Origin of the sequence: Mycolicibacter sinensis (assembly GCF_001667945.1) — a bacterium.
In the GTDB taxonomy this organism is placed as follows: Bacteria; Actinomycetota; Actinomycetes; order Mycobacteriales; family Mycobacteriaceae; genus Mycobacterium; species Mycobacterium sinense_B.
In genome coordinates this window covers 112,868-131,340 of sequence record NZ_LZJK01000039.1, presented here as the reverse complement: position 1 = coordinate 131,340, position 18,473 = coordinate 112,868, and the positions used below count along the sequence as shown (strand labels likewise).

The window sequence follows — 18,473 nt, the reverse complement described above, 5'->3', positions numbered from 1 at the left end:
GCGCCAGCCCGTCGCCGGTGGCCCCGCCCGGATTCGTGGTCGCCCGGTACAGCTGGCCCAGGCCGCCGGTGGCCAGGACCACCGACGGGGCGTGGATCACCCCGATCCCGTCGGCGTTGGCGACCAGCACACCGGTGACGGTGTCGGCGTCGCGCAGGATCTCCCACACCACCTGGCCACCGGCGGCCTGGGCCAGCTGTACCGGGCGACCACGAATCCGGGCGGGGCCACCGGCGACGGGCTGGCGCTGGCGCTGCGGGCCGGGGTTGCGGTGAGCGATCTGGAATTCATCCAGTTCCACCCGACGATGCTGTTCGCCGCCGGAAACGGCGCTAGGAGTGGGCGCCGCCCGCTGGTCACCGAGGCAGTGCGGGGGGAGGGCGCGAGGCTCATCGACGCCCGGGGCGCCTTGGTCACCGCGGGGGTGCACCCGATGGGTGACCTGGCGCCGCGCGACGTGGTGGCGGGCGCCATCGACGCCCGGCTGCGTGAGACCGGAGACGCCTGCGTCTACCTCGACGCCCGCGGCATCGCCGGCTTCGAGGGCCGGTTTCCGACCGTCACCGCGGCCTGCCGAGCCGCCGGCATCGACCCGGTGCACCAACCGATCCCGGTGGTCCCGGGCGCGCACTACAGCTGCGGTGGCGTCGTCACCGACACCCATGGCCGCACCGAGCTGCCCGGCCTGTACGCCGCCGGCGAGGTGGCGCGCACCGGCATGCACGGCGCTAACCGGCTGGCCTCCAACAGCCTGCTGGAGGGCCTGGTGGTGGGCGACCGCGCCGGGTCGGCCGCGGCGGCCCACGCGGTGTCGGCCGGGCGCGTGCAGGCCGGTGTCCCCGAGCGGGGCGGGCGCGCCGCACTCGATCGGCAGACCGTGCAGCAAGCGATGTCACGCGATGCCTCGGTGGTCCGCGACGCACCCGGCTTGCAGCGGTTAGCCGACCTGCTGTCGTCTGCCGGGGAGCGGGTGGTCACCGACCGGACCGATATGGAGGATGCCGCGTTGACGCTGGTGGCGCGGGTGGTGGCAGGGGCCGCGCTGGCGCGCACCGAGAGCCGGGGCTGTCATCACCGGGCCGAGTTCTCCAGCGCCGACCCCGGGCAGGCTCGCAGCACCACGGTCCGGCTGCGCGACGGCGCGCTGCTGCAGGAGGCACCGGCTGGGGTGGCCTCATGACCCGCGCGGTGACCCTGTCGGAGACCGAGCTCGGCGAAGCGCGCGCGGTGATCGCCCGGGCGCTCGACGAGGACCTGCGCTACGGACCCGATGTCACCACCGCGGCGACGGTGCCGGCCGACGCGGTGACCCAGGCGGCGCTGGTGACCCGGGTGCCCGGGGTGATCGCGGGAGTCGACATCGCCCTGCTGGTGCTCGACGAAATCCTCGGGCCCGACGCCTACCGGGTGCTGGACCGGGTAGCCGACGGGACTCGGCTGGAACCCGGCGCAGCGGTGCTGAGCCTGCAGGCCGACACCCGCGGCCTGCTGACCGCCGAACGCACCATGCTCAACCTGGTCTGTCACCTCTCCGGGATCGCTACCGCCACCGCGGCCTGGGTGGACGCCGTGGACGGCACCGGGGCCCGGATCCGCGATACCCGCAAGACGCTGCCGGGCCTGCGGGTGCTGCAGAAGTACGCGGTGCGCGTCGGCGGCGGGGTGAACCACCGGATGGGCCTGGGCGACGCCGCGCTGATCAAGGACAACCACGTCGCGGCCGCGGGATCGGTGGCCGCGGCGTTGCGCGCGGTCCGCGCGACCGCCCCCGAGGTGCCGTGCGAGGTCGAGGTCGATTCGCTGGAGCAGTTCGATGAAGTGCTCGCCGAGGGGCCCGAGCTGGTGCTGTTGGACAACTTCGAAGTCTGGCAGACCCAGATCGCCGTGCAGCGCCGCGATTCCCGGGCGCCCGGGGTGCTGCTGGAGTCGTCCGGCGGGCTGACGCTGGACAGCGCGGCGGCCTACGCCGCCACCGGCGTCGACTACCTGGCGGTGGGTGCGCTGACGCATTCCGTGCAGGTGCTCGACATCGGCCTGGATATGTAGATCACCGGTCCACGGTGGGAATCGTGCGAGCCACCGCCGTGCCCGTGCGATCGGCTCAGGCGATGTCGGTGACCAGCACCGCCACCTTGCGGTTCTGCAGGCGCACTGCCAACGGCAGGGACTTGTCGGCCGTGCCGGCCGGCAGGATCCGCGGGTTGGTGAGATGCAGTTCGCTGCGGAACAGTCGCACGTCGGCCTCCCCGGCTGCCAGCACGTTCTTGACCCAGTCGGCCTTGCCGTGCCCGAGCGCGATCGACAACACGTTGCCCTTGCGGTAGGTCGTCACCACCGTCTCGTAGGGCTTGCCGGACTTGCGGCCCCGATGCTTGATCACCGACGTGCCCGGAAGGAACCGGGCCAGCGGCTTGACCACCGGATTCATGTACTTGATCTGCAGCCGGTCCAGCCACGGCGGGAACACCACCGGCAACTTGGACGTGTCACCGGCACCCTTGTCGACAGCCATCGCAACTCCATTTCTCTTCGGGCGTTCTCCGGGTGACGTCGGCGCGGAGGACTCCGCCCCACCGCGAGCCCACCCCGGGTGCCGACCGGCACCACCCCGGGGACGCTCAGGGGGTGGTCCGTGGTGGCCGGGCAGCCTCGCCGCGCGACATCACAGCTGTGCACCACCCTAGTCGCGCGCCGCGCCAGCGCCGGGAGATTGCGGTGATGGCGACGTCCGCGCGAGGTGAGCTGCCGCAGTTCGATCGCGGCGCGCAGCAGGGGCCTCCGGACCCGCCGGGCACGGTGCAGCCGGCGGGTCTGCTGAGCGCGGCGATATTTGACTTGGACGGCTCTGGGACAATGGACGACGTGAACACCGCCCTGCTGGCACGCATCGATCTGCGTGGCGCCGACCAGTCGAACCTTTCCAAGGCTCAACTGCGCGCCGCCCTGCCGCGCGGTGGCGTCGACGTCGAGGCCGTGGTGCCGCGGGTACGCCCGATCGTCGAGGCGGTCGCCGCGCGCGGAGCCGACGCGGCGCTGGAGTTCGGGGAATCGTTCGACCAGGTGCGGCCGGCCGCGGTCCGGGTGCCGGGTGCGGCGCTGCAGGATGCACTGGCCGGCCTGGACGCCGCGGTGCGGGCCGCCCTGGAGGTGGCGATCAGCCGCGCCCGCGCGGTGCACGCCGACCAGCGGCGCACCGACACCACCACCACCCTGGCTCCGGGCGCGACCGTCACCGAACGCTGGATCCCGGTCGAGCGGGTCGGCCTGTACGTTCCGGGCGGCAACGCGGTCTACCCCTCCAGCGTGGTGATGAACGTCGTCCCGGCCCAGACCGCCGGCGTCGACTCCCTGGTGATCGCCAGTCCGCCCCAGGCCGCCTTCGACGGCCTACCGCACCCGACGATCCTGGCCGCGGCCCGGTTGCTCGGCGTCGAGGAGGTCTGGGCGGTCGGCGGCGCCCAGGCGGTGGCGCTGCTGGCCTACGGTGGCACCGACACCGATCAGGCCGAGTTGGCCCCGGTCGACATGATCACCGGGCCCGGCAACATCTACGTGACCGCCGCCAAACGGCTGTGCCGGTCGCAGGTCGGTATCGACGCCGAAGCCGGCCCCACCGAGATCGCCATCCTCGCCGACCACACCGCCAACCCGGCGCATCTGGCCGCCGACCTGATCAGCCAGGCCGAGCACGACGAGATGGCCGCCAGCGTGCTGGTCACCACCAGTGCCGAGCTGGCGGACGCCACCGACCGGGAGGTGACCGCGCAGCTGGAAACCACCGTGCACCGCCAGCGGGTGGCCACGGCGCTGGGCGGGCGCCAGTCGGCCGTCGTATTGGTCGACGACCTGGACACCGGTATCCGGGTGGTCAATGCCTACGCCGCCGAGCACTTGGAGATCCAGACCGCCGACGCCGCCACGGTGGCGGCCCAGATCCGTTCGGCCGGCGCAATTTTCATCGGACCCTATGCGCCGGTCAGTCTCGGCGACTACTGTGCGGGCTCCAACCACGTGCTGCCGACGGCGGGCAGTGCGCGCTATTCCAGCGGGCTGTCGGTACAGACCTTCCTGCGCGGTATCCACGTCGTGGACTACACCGAGGCCGCGCTCAAGGACGTCAGCGGGCATGTGATCGCGCTGGCCAACGCCGAGGACCTGCCCTCGCACGGCGAAGCGGTCCGGCGGAGGTTCGAATCATGACCCGCCCCGGCGGGCAGATCACGCTGGCCGATCTGCCGTTGCGCGATGATCTGCGCGGCAAGTCGCCCTACGGCGCACCGCAACTGGCAGTACCGGTGCGGCTGAACACCAACGAGAATCCGCACCCGCCGAGTGCGGCGCTGATCGACGACGTCGCCCGCTCGGTGCGTGAGGCCTCAGCCGATCTGCACCGCTATCCCGACCGCGACGCGGTGGCGCTGCGCGCCGACCTGGCCGGCTATCTGAGCACCCAGACCGGGGTCGAGGTGGGGCCGGAGAATGTGTGGGCGGCTAACGGCTCCAACGAGATCCTGCAGCAACTGCTACAGGCGTTCGGCGGGCCGGGCCGCAGCGCGATCGGCTTCGTCCCGTCGTACTCGATGCACCCGATCATCTCCGACGGCACCCAGACCCAGTGGCTGGCGGCGAACCGGGCCGAGGACTTCGGCCTGGACGTCGCTGTCGCCGTCGCGGCCATCACCGACCGCAAACCCGATGTGGTGTTTGTCGCGAGCCCGAATAACCCCTCCGGGCAGAGCATCTCATTGCATGATCTGCGCAGCCTGCTCGACGTCGCACCGGGCATCGTGATCGTGGACGAGGCCTACGGCGAATTCTCCTCGCAGCCCAGCGCGATCGGGCTGATCGACGATTATCCGGCCAAGCTGATCGTCACCCGCACCATGAGCAAGGCGTTCGCGTTCGCCGGCGGCCGGCTCGGATACCTGATCGCCGCGCCGGCGGTGATCGACGCGATGCTGCTGGTGCGGTTGCCCTATCACCTGTCGGTGGTCACCCAGGCGGCCGCCCGCGCCGCGCTGCGACACGCCGACGACACCCTGGGCAGCGTGGCACAGCTGGTCGCCGAACGCGACCGCGTGTCAGCGGCACTGAGCGCCATGGGATTTCGGGTAATTCCCAGTGACGCCAACTTCGTGCTGTTCGGCCGCTTCGCCGACGCGCCCGCAACCTGGCAGCGCTACCTGGATGCCGGCATCCTGATCCGCGACGTCGGCATCGCCGGATACCTGCGCGCCACCACCGGCTTGCCGGAGGAGAACGACGCGCTGCTCGCCGCCAGCCAGCGACTTGCGGCCACCGAACTCGTCGAACCGTTAGGAGCCTCATGACCGGCAGCCGCCGTGCCCTGGTGCAACGCACCACCCGCGAGTCCGAGATCACGGTCGAACTCGACCTGGACGGCACCGGGATCGTCGAGATCGACACCGGGGTGCCGTTCTACGACCACATGCTCACCGCGCTCGGCAGCCACGCCAGCTTCGACCTGACGGTGCGCGCCAAAGGCGACGTCGAGATCGAAGCCCACCACACGGTGGAGGACACCGCGATCGTGCTCGGGCAGGCCCTGGATCAGGCGCTTGGCGACAAGAAGGGCATCCGCCGGTTCGGTGACGCGTTCATCCCGATGGACGAAACCCTGGCGCACGCCGCCGTCGACGTCTCCGGGCGCCCGTACTGTGTGCACACCGGCGAGCCGGATCACTTGGCGCACACCACGATCTCCGGTTCGCAGGTGCCGTACCACACCGTCATCAACCGCCATGTGTTCGAGACGCTGGCCTCGAACGCCCGCATTGCGCTACATGTACGGGTGCTCTACGGGCGCGACCCGCACCACATCACCGAAGCCCAGTACAAGGCGGTCGCCCGGGCGCTGCGCCACGCAGTGGAGCCCGACCCGCGGGTGACCGGCGTGCCGTCGACCAAAGGTGCGCTGTGAAATCGGTGGTGATCCTGGACTACGGGTCCGGCAACCTGCGCTCGGCGCAGCGAGCGCTGCAGCGCGCCGGTGCGGCGGTCGAGGTGACCGCTGACGCCGACGCCGCGGCCGCCGCCGATGGTCTGGTGGTGCCCGGTGTCGGCGCATTCGCGGCGTGCATGGCCGGACTGCGCAAGGTGCACGGGGAGAAGATCATCGCCGAACGGGTGGCGGCCGGGCGCCCGGTGCTGGGGGTCTGCGTCGGGATGCAGATCCTGTTCGCCCGCGGCGTGGAATTCGGGGTGGAAACGACCGGCTGCGGGCAATGGCCGGGCGCGGTCACCCGACTCGACGCCCCGGTGATTCCGCACATGGGCTGGAACGTTGTCGACGCGGCCCCCGGCAGCACGCTGTTCGCAGGGTTGGACGCCGACACCAGGTTCTACTTCGTGCACTCCTACGCCGCGCAGCGGTGGGAGGGCCGTCCGGAGGCTTTGGTGACCCGGGCGACCCATCAGGTACCGTTCCTGGCGGCTGTCGAGGACGGGCCGTTGGCCGCCACCCAGTTTCACCCGGAAAAGAGCGGGGATGCCGGGGCGACGCTATTGAGCAACTGGGTGGAGGCACTGTGAGCAAAACACTGGTCTTGTTGCCCGCGGTCGACGTGGTCGACGGCCGCGCGGTGCGGCTGGTGCAGGGAAAGGCCGGCAGCGAAACCGAGTACGGCTCAGCGCTGGAGGCCGCGCTGGGCTGGCAGCGTGATGGTGCGGAGTGGATTCACCTCGTCGACCTCGATGCCGCCTTCGGCCGCGGCTCCAACCGCGAACTGCTCGCCGACGTCGTCGGCCGCCTCGACGTGAAAGTCGAACTGTCCGGCGGTATCCGCGACGACGAGTCGCTGGCGGCGGCACTGGCCACCGGCTGCACCCGGGTGAACCTGGGCACCGCGGCGCTGGAGAACCCGCAATGGTGCGCTCGCGCGATCGCCGACCACGGCGAGAAGATCGCGGTCGGCCTGGACGTGCAACGCGAGAACGGCTCGTACCGACTGCGCGGACGAGGCTGGGAGACCGACGGCGGCGAGCTGTGGCCGGTGCTGGAACGTCTTGACCGCGAAGGGTGTTCGCGCTTCGTGGTCACCGACGTGACCAAGGACGGCACTTTGGGTGGCCCCAACCTGGAGCTGCTCGGCGAGGTCGCCGACCGCACCGATGCACCCGTGATCGCCTCCGGCGGGGTATCCAGCCTCGACGACCTGCGGGCGATCGCCACGCTGGTGGACCGCGGAGTCGAGGGCGCGATCGTCGGCAAAGCGCTCTACGCGGGGCGGTTCACCCTGCCCGAGGCGCTGACCGCGGTGCAAGGCTAGGTGCGCGTGGCGCTGGACACCGTGGATCTGGACGCCCTGGTCGCCGAGGCGTCGAAAATCCTTGATGTCGCGGCGCGGCCCTTCCTCGACGGCCACCGCGCCGGTTCAGCAGTTCGCAAGGGAGGCAACGACTTCGCGACCGAGGTCGACCTGGCTCTGGAGCGTCAGATCACCGACGCGTTGGTCGCAGCGACCGGAATCGGCGTGCACGGCGAAGAATTCGGCGGGCCCCCGATCGACTCGCCGCTGGTGTGGGTGCTGGACCCGATCGACGGCACCTTCAACTACGCCGCCGGATCCCCGATGGCCGCGATCCTGTTGGGTCTGCTGCGCGACGGTGAGCCGGTGGCCGGGCTGACCTGGTTGCCGTTCACCGATCAGCGCTACACCGCGGTGGCAGGCGGCCCGCTGCTGCGCAACGGCGTCGCCCAGCCGCGACTGGACCCGGCCGCGCTGGCGGATTCCCTGGTCGGCGCCGGCACCTTCAACGTCGACTGGCGCGGCCGGTTCCCGGGCCGCTACCGGCAAGCGGTGCTGGAGGGCCTGAGCCGGGTGACCTCGCGACCGCGGATGCACGGCGCCACCGGAATCGACCTGGCCTACGTCGCCGACGGCGTCCTCGGCGGGGCGTTGAGTTTCGGCGACCACATCTGGGACCACGCCGCCGGGGTGGCCCTGGTGCGCGCCGCCGGCGGGATCGTGACGGATTTGACCGGCGCACCATGGACGTCGCAGTCGCGCTCGGCGTTGGCTGCCGCGCCGGGCGTGCACGGCGAGATCCTCGACATCCTGACCGCGGTCGGCGCACCGGAGGGCTACTGAGATGGGCCAGGCAAGTGATGTGGCGGTGCGGGTCATCCCGTGCCTGGACGTCGACGGCGGCCGGGTGGTCAAGGGCGTCAACTTCGCAAACCTGCGCGATGCCGGGGATCCCGTCGAGCTCGCCGCCGCCTACGACGCCGAGGGCGCCGACGAACTGACCTTTCTCGACGTCACGGCGTCGTCCTCGGGCCGGGCCACCATGCTGGAGGTGGTCGCCCGCACCGCCGATCAGGTGTTCATCCCGCTGACCGTCGGCGGCGGGGTGCGCACCGTCGGCGACGTCGACGTGCTGTTGCGGGCCGGCGCCGACAAGGTGTCGGTGAACACCGCCGCGATCGCCCGCCCGGAGCTGCTGGCCGAGATGTCGCGTCAGTTCGGCTCCCAGTGCATCGTGCTGTCGGTCGACGCCCGCACGGTGCCGCCCGGGTCTGCTCCCACACCCTCCGGGTGGGAGGTCACCACCCACGGCGGCCGGCGCGGCACCGGTATCGACGCGGTCGAGTGGGCGGTCCGCGGTGTGGAACTGGGGGTCGGGGAGATCCTGCTGAACTCGATGGACGCCGACGGCACCAAGGCCGGGTTCGACCTGCCGATGCTGCGCGCGGTGCGCGCGGCGGTGAGCGTGCCGGTGATCGCCAGCGGGGGAGCGGGCGCGACGCAGCATTTCGCGCCGGCGGTCGATGCGGGCGCCGATGCGGTGCTGGCGGCCAGCGTCTTTCATTTCCGCGAACTGACGATCGGGCAGGTCAAAGCGGCGATGGCGGCCGAGGGAATAGTGGTGCGATGAGCTCGGGTTTCCAGCTGGACCCGGCGATCGCGGCCCGGCTCAAACGCACTGCCGACGGCTTGATCGCCGCGGTCGCCCAGGAGCGGGGCAGCGGTGACGTGCTGATGGTCGCCTGGATGGATGACGACGCGCTGGCGCGCACCCTGGCAACCCGTGAGGCGACGTATTTTTCGCGCTCGCGCGGTGAGCAGTGGGTCAAGGGCGCGACGTCCGGACACACCCAGTACGTACACTCGGTGCGGCTGGACTGCGATGGTGACACCGTGCTGCTGGAAGTCGACCAGACCGGCGGGGCCTGCCATACCGGCGACCACAGTTGCTTCGACGCCGACGTGTTGCTGCCTCCCGCGGATTGAGTCGCCGACGGGCCTCGAGCGGTATGCTGGCCGACTGTGAACTCCGACGAACAGGACGACTCGTACCCGTTGGACTACACCTCTTCGGGTTTGGAGTTGGAGCGGGTTTCCCAGCAGATCGACGCCCACTACGCCCAGGGCACGGTCAGCGACATCGAGGCGCACCTGCCGCGCGCGGGGGCACGGATCGTCGCGCTCACCAAGCAGCTGAGCGAGTCGCAGGCGACGCTGGAGTCGACGTCCGTGCGGTTCAACGAGTTGGCGTCGGCCATCCCCGGCGACATCGTGGACCTCAGTGACCGGCTCTCCGGGATTCTCAACGGCGCCATGGCCGAAGCCGACGGCATTCGCGCGGAGGCGCAGCGCTTCGCCGACGAGTTGCGCAGTGCTGCCGAGAAGGAAGCCGGAGCGATTCTCGATGACGCCGAGGCGCAACGGCGGGAGGCCGCCGAGCTGCGCGCCGAGCTGGAAACCCAGCACAAGCAGCTTCGGGTCCATGCCGCCCAACTGCGGCGGCAGGCCGTGATGAGCGCCGCGGAGATCATGAAGGAAGCCGAGAACCACGCGTCGGAGATATTGACCGAAATGAACAAGGCGATCAATACCCACGTGGCAGATGCGCAGCTTCGGCTGACCGAGCTGATGGATGCGCGCGCGAAAATCGTCGACCAGATTCAGCGTTCGACCACCGGGGTCAAACGTGAATCCCTGGCTCCGGCAAAAGAGTCCTGGTTTCGCGAAAATCGTCCGCGCTGACCTGGCGTCGGGCCATAATGCGAGCCGGTGACACGCCCAGACGGGTCTGGTACGCTGCGTCGCACGGCAGCTTGGGTGAGCCGGTCCATTTGGCCTCGCGCACAAGCCAACTCGGGTGCGCAGCGGGTTGCCTCTCGAACTGAAGACCGAACCAGTCAGGTGCTAGGAGCAAATCGGTGGCGCTAGAGATTCCGGAATTCGAAACGCAGATGCGCGGTTTCGATCGCAATGAGGTTTCCGACTACATCGCGCGCCTCCATCGCGAAATCGAGATTCTGCAGGAGCGAACAAAATCGCTCGACGCGGTCAAGGCGCAGACGCGATTCGACCGCGAACAGCTCACCGCCGAGGTGACCCGGCTGCAAAACGACATCGTGCGGATGACCGCCGAGGCCGAGTCCGAGCGCCAGCGCCTGACCGCCGAACTGGCCGAACTGCGCTCCCAATTCGAGCAGGTCACCGGCCCGGTGGACTCCGTCGAGGGCATGTCGGATCGCATTGCCCGGATGATGCGTATCGCCTCCGAGGAGGCGCGGCGAACCAAGGAATTGGCCCGCCAGGACGCGGAGGCACTGACCGGAGAGCTCCGCGAACAGTTGGAGGCCGCCCGCCAGGACCGGGCCGCCGCCAGTGAGGCGCTGGCGGAGTTCCAGGCGTCCACCAACGCGCGCCGGGCCAAGATCCTGGAAACCGCGACGGCCGAAGCGGAGGAGATCCTCCGGATCGCTCACGAGGAACGCAGCCGGATCGCGCAGGAGATCGAGGAGGCCGAACGCAGCCGCCGCGAGGTCTACCAGCGCCTCGCCGAGGAGGACGAGCGCAACCGCCGGGCGGCGCAGGAATCCCTCGACGAGCAGATCAAGCTGGCCTGGGAGGAAGACGAGCGCAACCGCCGGGAGGCGCAGCGCCGGCTCGACCAGAAGATGCAGGCGGCCTGGGAGCAGGCCGAGGCGAACATCGCCAAGCTCGACAAGGAGGCCCGCCTGGAGGCGTCCACGTTGATCGCCACCACCAAACGCGAGGCCAAGCTGCTCACCGAGCGCACCCAGGCCGAAGTCGACCTGCTCAAGCGGGAGCGGTCGGGCATCGTCACCCACCTCAACGAGATCCGGAACTGGATCGACACCGCCGTCGGCGACAACCGCAAGGTGGCCGAGGACGTGCCGGAGGCGGCGGCAGAGGAGGCGCCCGCCCCAGCGGAGGTAGCCTCGGCCGATGACGAAGCCCCCGACACCGCCCAGGGCGACTAGGGGTGGGGCAGCGCCGCTAGGCCGACGAGCGCGCCCGGAGCACCTCCAGTGCCTTGTCGGCGTGGGTATCCATGGAAAATTCACTGGCGATCACGTCGAGCACGCTGCGGTCGGTGTCGATGACGAACGTGGTCCGCTTGACCGGCATCAACTTGCCGAGCAGTCCGCGCTTGACCCCGAACTGGGCGGCCACCGTGCCGTCGCTGTCGGATAGCAGCGGGTAATCGAAGCCCTGCTGGTCGGCGAACTTGGCCTGCTTGGCCACCGGATCGGCGCTGATCCCGACCCGTTGCGCCCCGACGGCGGCGAACTCGGCGGCCAGATCACGGAAGTGGCAGGCCTCCTTGGTGCAGCCCGGCGTCATCGCCGCCGGATAGAAGAACAGCACCACCGGCCCGTCGGCCAACAGTGCGCTGAGCTTGCGTGGTGTTCCGGTCTGGTCGGGCAGTTCGAAATCCGCCACGGTATCGCCAGTTTTCATGGCCGCAAGGCTACTCCCGGCCCGATCGGCGCGCTGGGCTCCGGCGCGCTTGCGGCCACCGGAGTCTGGGAAGATGGGGGCCGTGCAAACCGCTTCCCAAGCCGGCACCGCATCGCGGGCGGAATTCCGGGCCCTGGCTGCCGAGCACCGGGTGGTCCCGGTGACCCGCAAGGTGCTCGCCGACGCCGAAACGCCGCTGTCGGCCTACCGCAAGCTGGCTGCCAGCCGGCCCGGCACCTTTTTGCTGGAGTCGGCCGAGAACGGGCGGTCCTGGTCGCGGTGGTCGTTCATCGGTGCCGGGACCTCGTCGGCGCTGACGGTGCGCGACGGCGCGGCGGTGTGGCTGGGTGCGGCCCCGCAGGGCGCCCCCACCGGCGGGGACCCGCTCCAGGCGCTGCGCGACACCCTGGCACTGCTGGAGACGGCCGCGATTCCCGGGCTGCCGCCGCTGTCGAGCGGCCTGGTGGGTTTCTTCGCCTACGACATGGTCCGCCGGCTGGAGCGGCTGCCCGAGCTGGCCGTCGATGACCTGCAGTTGCCCGACATGCTGTTGCTGCTGGCCACTGACATGGCCGCGGTCGACCACCACGAGGGCACCATCACCCTGATCGCCAATGCGGTCAACTGGAACGGCACCGACGAGCGCGTCGACGAGGCCTACGACGACGCGATCGCTCGGCTCGACGTGATGACCGCGGCGCTGAGTCAGCCGCTGGAGTCCAGCGTCGCCACGTTCGACCGGCCCGAGCCGGTCTACCGAAGGCAGCGCACCGCCGAGGAGTACGGGGCGATCGTCGAGCGGCTGGTCGGCGAGATCGAGGCCGGTGAGGCATTTCAGGTGGTGCCGTCCCAGCGTTTCGAGATGACCACCCCGGCAGACCCCATTGATGTCTACCGGATGCTGCGGGTGTCCAATCCCAGCCCGTACATGTACCTGTTGCAGGTGCCCAACGACGTTGGGGGACTGGCCTTTTCGATCGTGGGTTCCAGCCCCGAGGCGTTGGTGACCGTCCAGGACGGCCGCGCGACCACCCACCCGATCGCCGGAACGCGGTGGCGCGGTGCGACCGAGGAGGAAGACCAGCTGCTGGAGAAGGACCTGTTGAATGACGACAAGGAACGCGCCGAGCACCTGATGCTCGTCGACCTTGGCCGCAACGATTTGGGCCGGGTGTGTGTTCCGGGCACGGTGCGGGTGGCCGACTACAGCCACATCGAGCGCTACAGCCACGTCATGCACCTGGTGTCCACGGTCACCGGGTTGCTCGCCGAGGACCGCACCGCGCTGGACGCGGTGACCGCGTGCTTCCCGGCCGGCACCCTGTCCGGGGCACCCAAGGTCCGTGCGATGGAGCTGATCGAGGAGGTCGAGAAGACCCGACGCGGCCTGTACGGCGGCGTGGTCGGCTACCTGGACTTCGCCGGCAACGCCGACTTCGCGATCGCGATCCGCACCGCCCTGCTCGCCGACGGCACCGCCTACGTGCAGGCCGGCGGCGGCGTGGTGGCCGATTCCAACGGACCCTACGAATACACCGAGGCCTCGAACAAGGCCCGCGCGGTGCTGGCCGCGATCGCCGCCGCCGAAACGCTGACGGTGCCCGGGACCGATGACTGAGGGTCGGGCCCGTCGCGCCACCGTCGCGCTGCGGGTGGCGCAACTGCTGCTGGTGGTCGCCGCCGGCGGCCTGTGGGGCGCATCCCGGCTGCCGTGGGTGCTGATCCGCTCGTTCGACGGGCTGGGGCAGCCCAAGCAGGTCGCGGTCACCGGCGCGTCGTGGTCGACGGCGCTGGTACCGCTGGCATGGGTGTGCCTGGCTGCCGCCGTCGCCGCGGTGGCGGTGCGGGGCTGGCCGCTGCGGGCGCTGGCGGTATTGATGGCCGTGGTGAGCCTGGCGGCCGGGTACCTGGCGGTGAGCATGTGGGTGGCGCGTGACATCGCGCTGCGGGCCCTCGACATCGCCGAGATCCCGCTGACCTCGCTGTTGGGGACCGATCGTCGCCTCACCGGTGCGGTGCTGACCCTGCTCGCCGCGCTGTGCGTGCTGGCCGCTGCCGCGCTGTTGCTGCGCGCGGCCGCGCACGACACCGGCAGCAATGCGCAGTACGCGACGCCGGCGGTGCGTCGGGCGGCTGCGCGGGGCACCGATGACGGCTCTGCGGGCCGGCCGCTGTCGGAACGAATGATGTGGGACGCGCTCGACGAGGGGCGCGACCCGACAGAACCGCCGCCCGGCGCGGACCCCGAGGGCCGGTGACATCGCGAGTGGTGAGGGTAGCTACCCTTCGATGAAGGTCTTCGACTAGCGGGAGAGGAACCGGCAGACATGAGTTCGGCAACCGTGCTCGACTCGATCATCGAGGGAGTCTGCGCCGACGTTGCCGCCCGGGAGGCCGTCGTCAGCCTGGCGCAAGTCAAGGCGGCAGCCGAGGCCGCGCCCGCGCCGCGGGACGTCATGGCGGCACTGCGAGAGCCCGGCATCGCGGTCATCGCAGAGGTCAAGCGCGCCAGCCCGTCGAAGGGCCAACTGGCCACCATCGCCGATCCGGCAGAGCTCGCCTGTTCCTACGCCGAGGGCGGTGCGCGCGCGATCAGTGTGCTGACCGAACAGCGCCGGTTCAACGGCTCGCTGGCCGACTTGGATGCAGTTCGAGCCGCGGTGTCCGTCCCGGTGCTGCGCAAGGATTTCATCGTGCGGCCCTACCAGATTCACGAAGCCCGCGCCCACGGCGCGGACATGCTCTTGCTGATCGTCGCGGCGCTCGAACAGCAGGCGCTGGTGTCGATGCTCGACCGCACCGAGTCCCTCGGCATGACCGCTCTGGTGGAGGTGCACACCGAGGAAGAAGCCGACCGGGCCCTGACCGCCGGCGCGAAGGTGATCGGGGTCAACGCACGCGACCTGCACACGCTGGAAGTCGACCGGGACTGCTTCGCGCGGATCGCGCCCGGCCTGCCCACCGAGGTGGTCAAGATCGCCGAGTCCGGTGTGCGCGGCACCGCGGACTTGCTGGCCTACGCCGGCGCCGGCGCGGACGCCGTTCTGGTCGGTGAGGGACTGGTCACCAGTGGCGACCCGCGGGCGGCCGTTGCCGATTTGGTCAGTGCGGGTAAGCATCCGTCCTGCCCGAAGTCGGCTCGCTAGATGTCGGACACCTCGCCCCTGAAGCTTCCGCGCGCCAGCGCCGGAGTGGCCGAACCGAGCCGGCATGACCCCGACGCCCGCGGGCACTTCGGCGCCTACGGCGGCCGGTTTGTCGCCGAGGCGCTGATGGCCGTCATCGAGGAGGTCACCGCCGCCTACGACAAGGTGCGCAACGACCGCGAGTTCCTCGACACCCTCGACGACCTGCAGACCCACTACACCGGCCGGCCGTCCCCGCTGTATGAGGCCCAGCGGCTGTCCGCGCACGCCGGCGGGGCACGCATCTTCCTGAAGCGGGAGGATCTCAACCACACTGGCTCGCACAAGATCAACAACGTGCTCGGCCAGGCGTTGCTGGCCAAGCGGATGGGCAAGACCCGGGTGATCGCCGAGACCGGCGCCGGTCAACACGGGGTGGCCACCGCGACCGCCTGCGCCCTGCTGGGTCTGGAGTGTGTGATCTACATGGGCGCCGTCGACACCCGCCGCCAAGCGCTCAATGTGGCCCGGATGCGGTTGCTGGGCGCCGAGGTGGTCTCGGTCGAATCCGGCTCGCAGACCCTCAAGGACGCCATCAACGAGGCGTTCCGGGACTGGGTGACCAACGCCGATCGCACCTACTACTGTTTCGGCACCGCGGCCGGGCCGCACCCGTTCCCGACCATGGTGCGCGACTTCCAGCGGATCGTCGGGCTGGAGGCCCGCGCGCAGATCCAGCAGATGGCGGGCCGGTTGCCCGACGCGGTGGTGGCCTGCGTGGGCGGCGGGTCGAACGCGATCGGCATCTTCCACGCCTTCCTCGACGACCCGGCGGTGCGGCTGATCGGTTTCGAAGCCGGCGGTGACGGCGTGGCCACCGGCCGGCACGCCGCGACGTTTGCCGGCGGGTCCCCGGGCGCCTTTCAGGGATCGTTCTCCTATCTGTTGCAGGATGAGGACGGCCAGACCATCGAATCCCATTCGATCTCGGCGGGACTGGACTACCCGGGCGTCGGCCCGGAACACGCCTGGCTGCGTGAGAAGGGCCGCGCCGAGTACCGGCCGATCACCGACACCGAGGCGATGGAAGCGTTCGGAATCTTGTGCCGCACTGAGGGAATCATTCCAGCGATTGAATCCGCGCACGCGGTCGCCGGCGCGCTCGCACTGGCCACTGAGCTGGGCCCGGGCAAGGTCATCGTGGTGAACGTGTCCGGGCGCGGCGACAAGGACGTCGAGACCGCGGCCAAGTGGTTCGGGCTGCTCGGCGACGCCGAGGGCGGCCAGGCATGAGCGGTCACGCCGGCGACCGGCTGGCCGCGATGTTCGCCGCCTGCCGCGACGAGGACCGCGCCGCGCTGATCGGCTACCTGCCGACCGGATACCCGGATGTGCCGGGCTCCATCGCGGCGATGACGGCCCTGGTCGAATCCGGTTGCGACCTCATCGAAGTCGGTGTCCCGTACTCCGATCCGGGCATGGACGGACCGACCATCGCGCGGGCCACCGAGACGGCCCTGCAGGGCGGTGTCCGGGTGCGTGACACGTTGACCGCGGTCGAGGCGATTGCCGGCGCCGGTGGCCGTGCGGTGGTGATGACGTACTGGAACCCGGTGCTGCGCTACGGCGTCGACGCGTTCGCCCGCGATCTGGCCGCGGCCGGTGGCCTGGGGCTGATCACCCCCGACCTGATCGTCGACGAGGCCGACGAGTGGCTGGCGGCATCCAAACGGCATGAGCTGGATCGGATCTTCTTGGTGGCCCCATCCTCGACGCCGCAGCGCCTGGCCGAGACGGCGCACGCCTCAAGCGGATTCGTCTACGCCGCTTCCACGATGGGCGTCACCGGTGCCCGTAACACGGTGTCGAACGCAGCGCCGGAGCTGGTACGCCGGGTCCGGGAGGTCTCGGACATTCCGGTCGGAGTGGGCCTGGGTGTGCGCTCTGGGGCGCAGGCCGCTGAGATCGGCGCCTACACCGACGGCGTGATCGTCGGTTCCGCACTGGTCACCGCACTCGCCGACGGGCTGGCCGAGCTGCGATCCCTCAGTGCCGAACTTGCCGCCGGAGTGCGTCAAAGGGTTTCGCAGCAATGACATTGAACTGGCTGACCTACTTTCCCAGTCCGGCCCGCGGTGTCTGGCATCTCGGCCCGGTCCCGATCCGGGCTTATGCGCTGTGCATCATCATCGGCATCGTCGTCGCGCTGCTGGTCGGTGATCGCCGGTGGCGGGCGCGCGGCGGCGAGCCGGGCGTCATCTATGACATCGCGCTGTGGGCGGTGCCGTTCGGGCTGATCGGTGGGCGGCTGTATCACCTGATGACGGATTGGCGCACCTATTTCGGTGAGGGCGGCGTCGGCTGGGAGGCCACACCACGCATCTGGGACGGTGGTCTGGGTATCTGGGGTGCGGTGGCCCTCGGCGGTATCGGCGCCTGGATCGGCTGCCGTCGTCGCGGGATCCCGCTGCCGGCCTTCGGTGACGCCGTCGCGCCCGGGATCGTGTTGGCGCAGGCCATCGGGCGCATCGGCAACTACTTCAACCAGGAGCTCTACGGCCGCGAGACCACGCTGCCGTGGGGCCTGGAGATCTTCTGGCGCGAGGACGCCGCCGGGGTACGCGATCCCCATCTGCTCGACGGGGTTTCGACCGGCGAGCTGTACAAGATCGTCCAGCCGACGTTCCTCTACGAATTGCTGTGGAACCTGGTCGTGTTCGCGGTGTTGATCTACGCCGACCGGCGCTTCCGCATGGGCCACGGCCGGTTGTTCGCGCTCTATGTCGCCGGGTATTGCATCGGGCGTTTCGGCATCGAATTGCTGCGGGACGATGCGGCCACCCACATCGCCGGAATCCGGGTCAACTCGTTCACTTCGACCTTCGTGTTCATCGGCGCGGTGGTGTACATCCTGCTGGCAACCAAGGGCCGCGAGGATCCCGATGTCATCCGTCGCGCCTGGGAGCACGATGGCGCCGATCAGCAGGCGGTTGCCGTCGAACCGGAGGCGGAAGCCCACGAAGAGCAGGAGTTGGTGGCGCTCGGCGCCGCCAACGGCGTCGGCTCGGTGGTCCGGGTGCCGAAAAGACTTATGGGCGAAGGCGAAACCGAGCCGGATGCCGCCGCAGCCGATGGCGCCGAAGACACTGACGACACCGAAGACACTGACGTCGCCGACGTCGCTGACGTCGCTGACGTCGCTGACGACACCGTAGTCACCGACAACACCGAAGACGCCGAGACCGCTGACGACACCGAAGCCATCGAAGACACCGAAGACGCCGACGACCTCACAGAGGAAGCCGAATCCGACGTCGAGGTCGAGGTCGAATCCGAGGAGAACGCCGATGTCGAAGCCGAGGAAGACGTCGACGTCGACGCGGACGGCGACATTGACGACGGGTTAGACGCGGCCGACGAACCCGAGACGGCAGCCGGCGACGACACGGAACCCGAAGCCGAAGCCGACCAACAGGCTGACGCCGATTCCGTTGTCGTGACGGTGGCCACCAGACCGATCAGCAGCTGGACGATGCCCAGCCCGGCCTGGCCCAGATACATGCGGCCGAACCCGAGGAAACCGAAGAGCCCGAGCAGCTGAGCAGCG

The 18,473-nt window shown here is 70.0% G+C and carries 20 protein-coding genes; 18 read left to right on the top strand and 2 right to left on the bottom strand.

The window, feature by feature from the left end:
• Both A5694_RS04880 and nadC read left to right on the top strand, forming a co-directional pair.
• On the top strand, positions 1 to 1,180 hold a 1,180-nt coding region (locus tag A5694_RS04880; RefSeq protein WP_082952509.1), incomplete at its 5' end, for an FAD-binding protein.
• The gene (gene nadC, locus A5694_RS04875) at positions 1,177 to 2,046 is read left to right on the top strand and encodes a carboxylating nicotinate-nucleotide diphosphorylase (protein ID WP_064920706.1); all 870 of its coding nucleotides are present in this window, start codon (positions 1,177 to 1,179) and stop codon (positions 2,044 to 2,046) included. The genes A5694_RS04880 and nadC, both read left to right, overlap by 4 nt.
• 55 nt (positions 2,047 to 2,101) lie before the next feature.
• On the opposite strand, the gene A5694_RS04870 is transcribed toward nadC, so the two are convergent.
• Entirely contained in the window at positions 2,102 to 2,512 is a 411-nt protein-coding gene (locus tag A5694_RS04870) for a nitroreductase family deazaflavin-dependent oxidoreductase (protein ID WP_064920705.1), read from the bottom strand.
• Positions 2,513 to 2,853: 341 nt separating this feature from the next.
• Here A5694_RS04870 and hisD point away from each other — a divergent pair, with 341 nt between their 5' ends.
• The 10 genes from hisD (at position 2,854) to A5694_RS04820 (ending at position 11,260) form a co-directional block, all read left to right on the top strand.
• On the top strand, positions 2,854 to 4,200 hold the full coding sequence (hisD, locus tag A5694_RS04865) for a histidinol dehydrogenase (protein ID WP_064920704.1): 1,347 nt from the start codon (positions 2,854 to 2,856) through the stop codon (positions 4,198 to 4,200).
• Entirely contained in the window at positions 4,197 to 5,330 is a 1,134-nt protein-coding gene (locus A5694_RS04860) for a histidinol-phosphate transaminase (protein WP_064920703.1), read from the top strand. Before hisD ends, A5694_RS04860 begins: the two co-directional genes overlap by 4 nt.
• The gene (gene hisB / locus A5694_RS04855) at positions 5,327 to 5,941 is read left to right on the top strand and encodes an imidazoleglycerol-phosphate dehydratase HisB (RefSeq protein WP_064920702.1); all 615 of its coding nucleotides are present in this window, start codon (positions 5,327 to 5,329) and stop codon (positions 5,939 to 5,941) included. The genes A5694_RS04860 and hisB overlap by 4 nt, the downstream gene beginning before the upstream one ends.
• Entirely contained in the window at positions 5,938 to 6,552 is a 615-nt protein-coding gene (gene hisH / locus A5694_RS04850; RefSeq protein WP_064920701.1) for an imidazole glycerol phosphate synthase subunit HisH, read from the top strand. Before hisB ends, hisH begins: the two co-directional genes overlap by 4 nt.
• On the top strand, positions 6,549 to 7,289 hold the full coding sequence (priA, locus tag A5694_RS04845; RefSeq protein ID WP_185746559.1) for a bifunctional 1-(5-phosphoribosyl)-5-((5-phosphoribosylamino)methylideneamino)imidazole-4-carboxamide isomerase/phosphoribosylanthranilate isomerase PriA: 741 nt from the start codon (positions 6,549 to 6,551) through the stop codon (positions 7,287 to 7,289). Before hisH ends, priA begins: the two co-directional genes overlap by 4 nt.
• 6 nt (positions 7,290 to 7,295) lie before the next feature.
• Positions 7,296 to 8,111, top strand: a complete 816-nt coding sequence (locus A5694_RS04840; protein WP_207515919.1) for an inositol monophosphatase family protein — start codon at positions 7,296 to 7,298, stop codon at positions 8,109 to 8,111.
• 1 nt (position 8,112) lies between these two features.
• Entirely contained in the window at positions 8,113 to 8,898 is a 786-nt protein-coding gene (hisF, locus tag A5694_RS04835) for an imidazole glycerol phosphate synthase subunit HisF (RefSeq protein WP_064920700.1), read from the top strand.
• A complete protein-coding gene (gene hisI / locus A5694_RS04830) occupies positions 8,895 to 9,254 on the top strand; it encodes a phosphoribosyl-AMP cyclohydrolase (protein WP_064920699.1) in 360 nt (119 codons plus the stop codon). The genes hisF and hisI overlap by 4 nt, the downstream gene beginning before the upstream one ends.
• A gap of 36 nt (positions 9,255 to 9,290) precedes the next feature.
• The gene (locus tag A5694_RS04825; RefSeq protein WP_064920698.1) at positions 9,291 to 10,010 is read left to right on the top strand and encodes a hypothetical protein; all 720 of its coding nucleotides are present in this window, start codon (positions 9,291 to 9,293) and stop codon (positions 10,008 to 10,010) included.
• A 176-nt stretch (positions 10,011 to 10,186) separates the two neighbouring features.
• Complete coding sequence (locus tag A5694_RS04820; RefSeq protein WP_064920697.1) at positions 10,187 to 11,260, top strand: hypothetical protein; 1,074 nt, start codon at positions 10,187 to 10,189, stop codon at positions 11,258 to 11,260.
• A gap of 16 nt (positions 11,261 to 11,276) precedes the next feature.
• Here the strand turns inward: A5694_RS04820 and A5694_RS04815 are convergent, their stop codons facing one another.
• Positions 11,277 to 11,741 (bottom strand): peroxiredoxin, encoded by a 465-nt coding sequence (locus A5694_RS04815; protein ID WP_064920696.1) that lies wholly within the window; start codon positions 11,739 to 11,741, stop codon positions 11,277 to 11,279.
• A gap of 73 nt (positions 11,742 to 11,814) precedes the next feature.
• Between A5694_RS04815 and A5694_RS04810 the strand changes: the two genes are divergently transcribed.
• The 6 genes from A5694_RS04810 (at position 11,815) to lgt (ending at position 18,467) form a co-directional block, all read left to right on the top strand.
• Positions 11,815 to 13,359 carry an anthranilate synthase component I gene (locus A5694_RS04810; RefSeq protein WP_064920695.1) on the top strand — a complete coding sequence of 515 codons (1,545 nt, stop codon included), beginning with the start codon at positions 11,815 to 11,817 and terminating at the stop codon, positions 13,357 to 13,359.
• The gene (locus A5694_RS04805; protein ID WP_064920694.1) at positions 13,352 to 13,999 is read left to right on the top strand and encodes a TIGR02234 family membrane protein; all 648 of its coding nucleotides are present in this window, start codon (positions 13,352 to 13,354) and stop codon (positions 13,997 to 13,999) included. The genes A5694_RS04810 and A5694_RS04805 overlap by 8 nt, the downstream gene beginning before the upstream one ends.
• 69 nt (positions 14,000 to 14,068) lie before the next feature.
• Positions 14,069 to 14,887 (top strand): indole-3-glycerol phosphate synthase TrpC, encoded by an 819-nt coding sequence (gene trpC, locus A5694_RS04800; RefSeq protein ID WP_064920693.1) that lies wholly within the window; start codon positions 14,069 to 14,071, stop codon positions 14,885 to 14,887.
• The gene (trpB, locus tag A5694_RS04795) at positions 14,888 to 16,159 is read left to right on the top strand and encodes a tryptophan synthase subunit beta (protein WP_064920692.1); all 1,272 of its coding nucleotides are present in this window, start codon (positions 14,888 to 14,890) and stop codon (positions 16,157 to 16,159) included.
• Positions 16,156 to 16,962 carry a tryptophan synthase subunit alpha gene (gene trpA / locus A5694_RS04790; RefSeq protein WP_064920691.1) on the top strand — a complete coding sequence of 269 codons (807 nt, stop codon included), beginning with the start codon at positions 16,156 to 16,158 and terminating at the stop codon, positions 16,960 to 16,962. Before trpB ends, trpA begins: the two co-directional genes overlap by 4 nt.
• A complete protein-coding gene (gene lgt / locus A5694_RS25235) occupies positions 16,959 to 18,467 on the top strand; it encodes a prolipoprotein diacylglyceryl transferase (RefSeq protein WP_082952507.1) in 1,509 nt (502 codons plus the stop codon). Before trpA ends, lgt begins: the two co-directional genes overlap by 4 nt.
• Positions 18,468 to 18,473 lie beyond the last annotated feature (6 nt).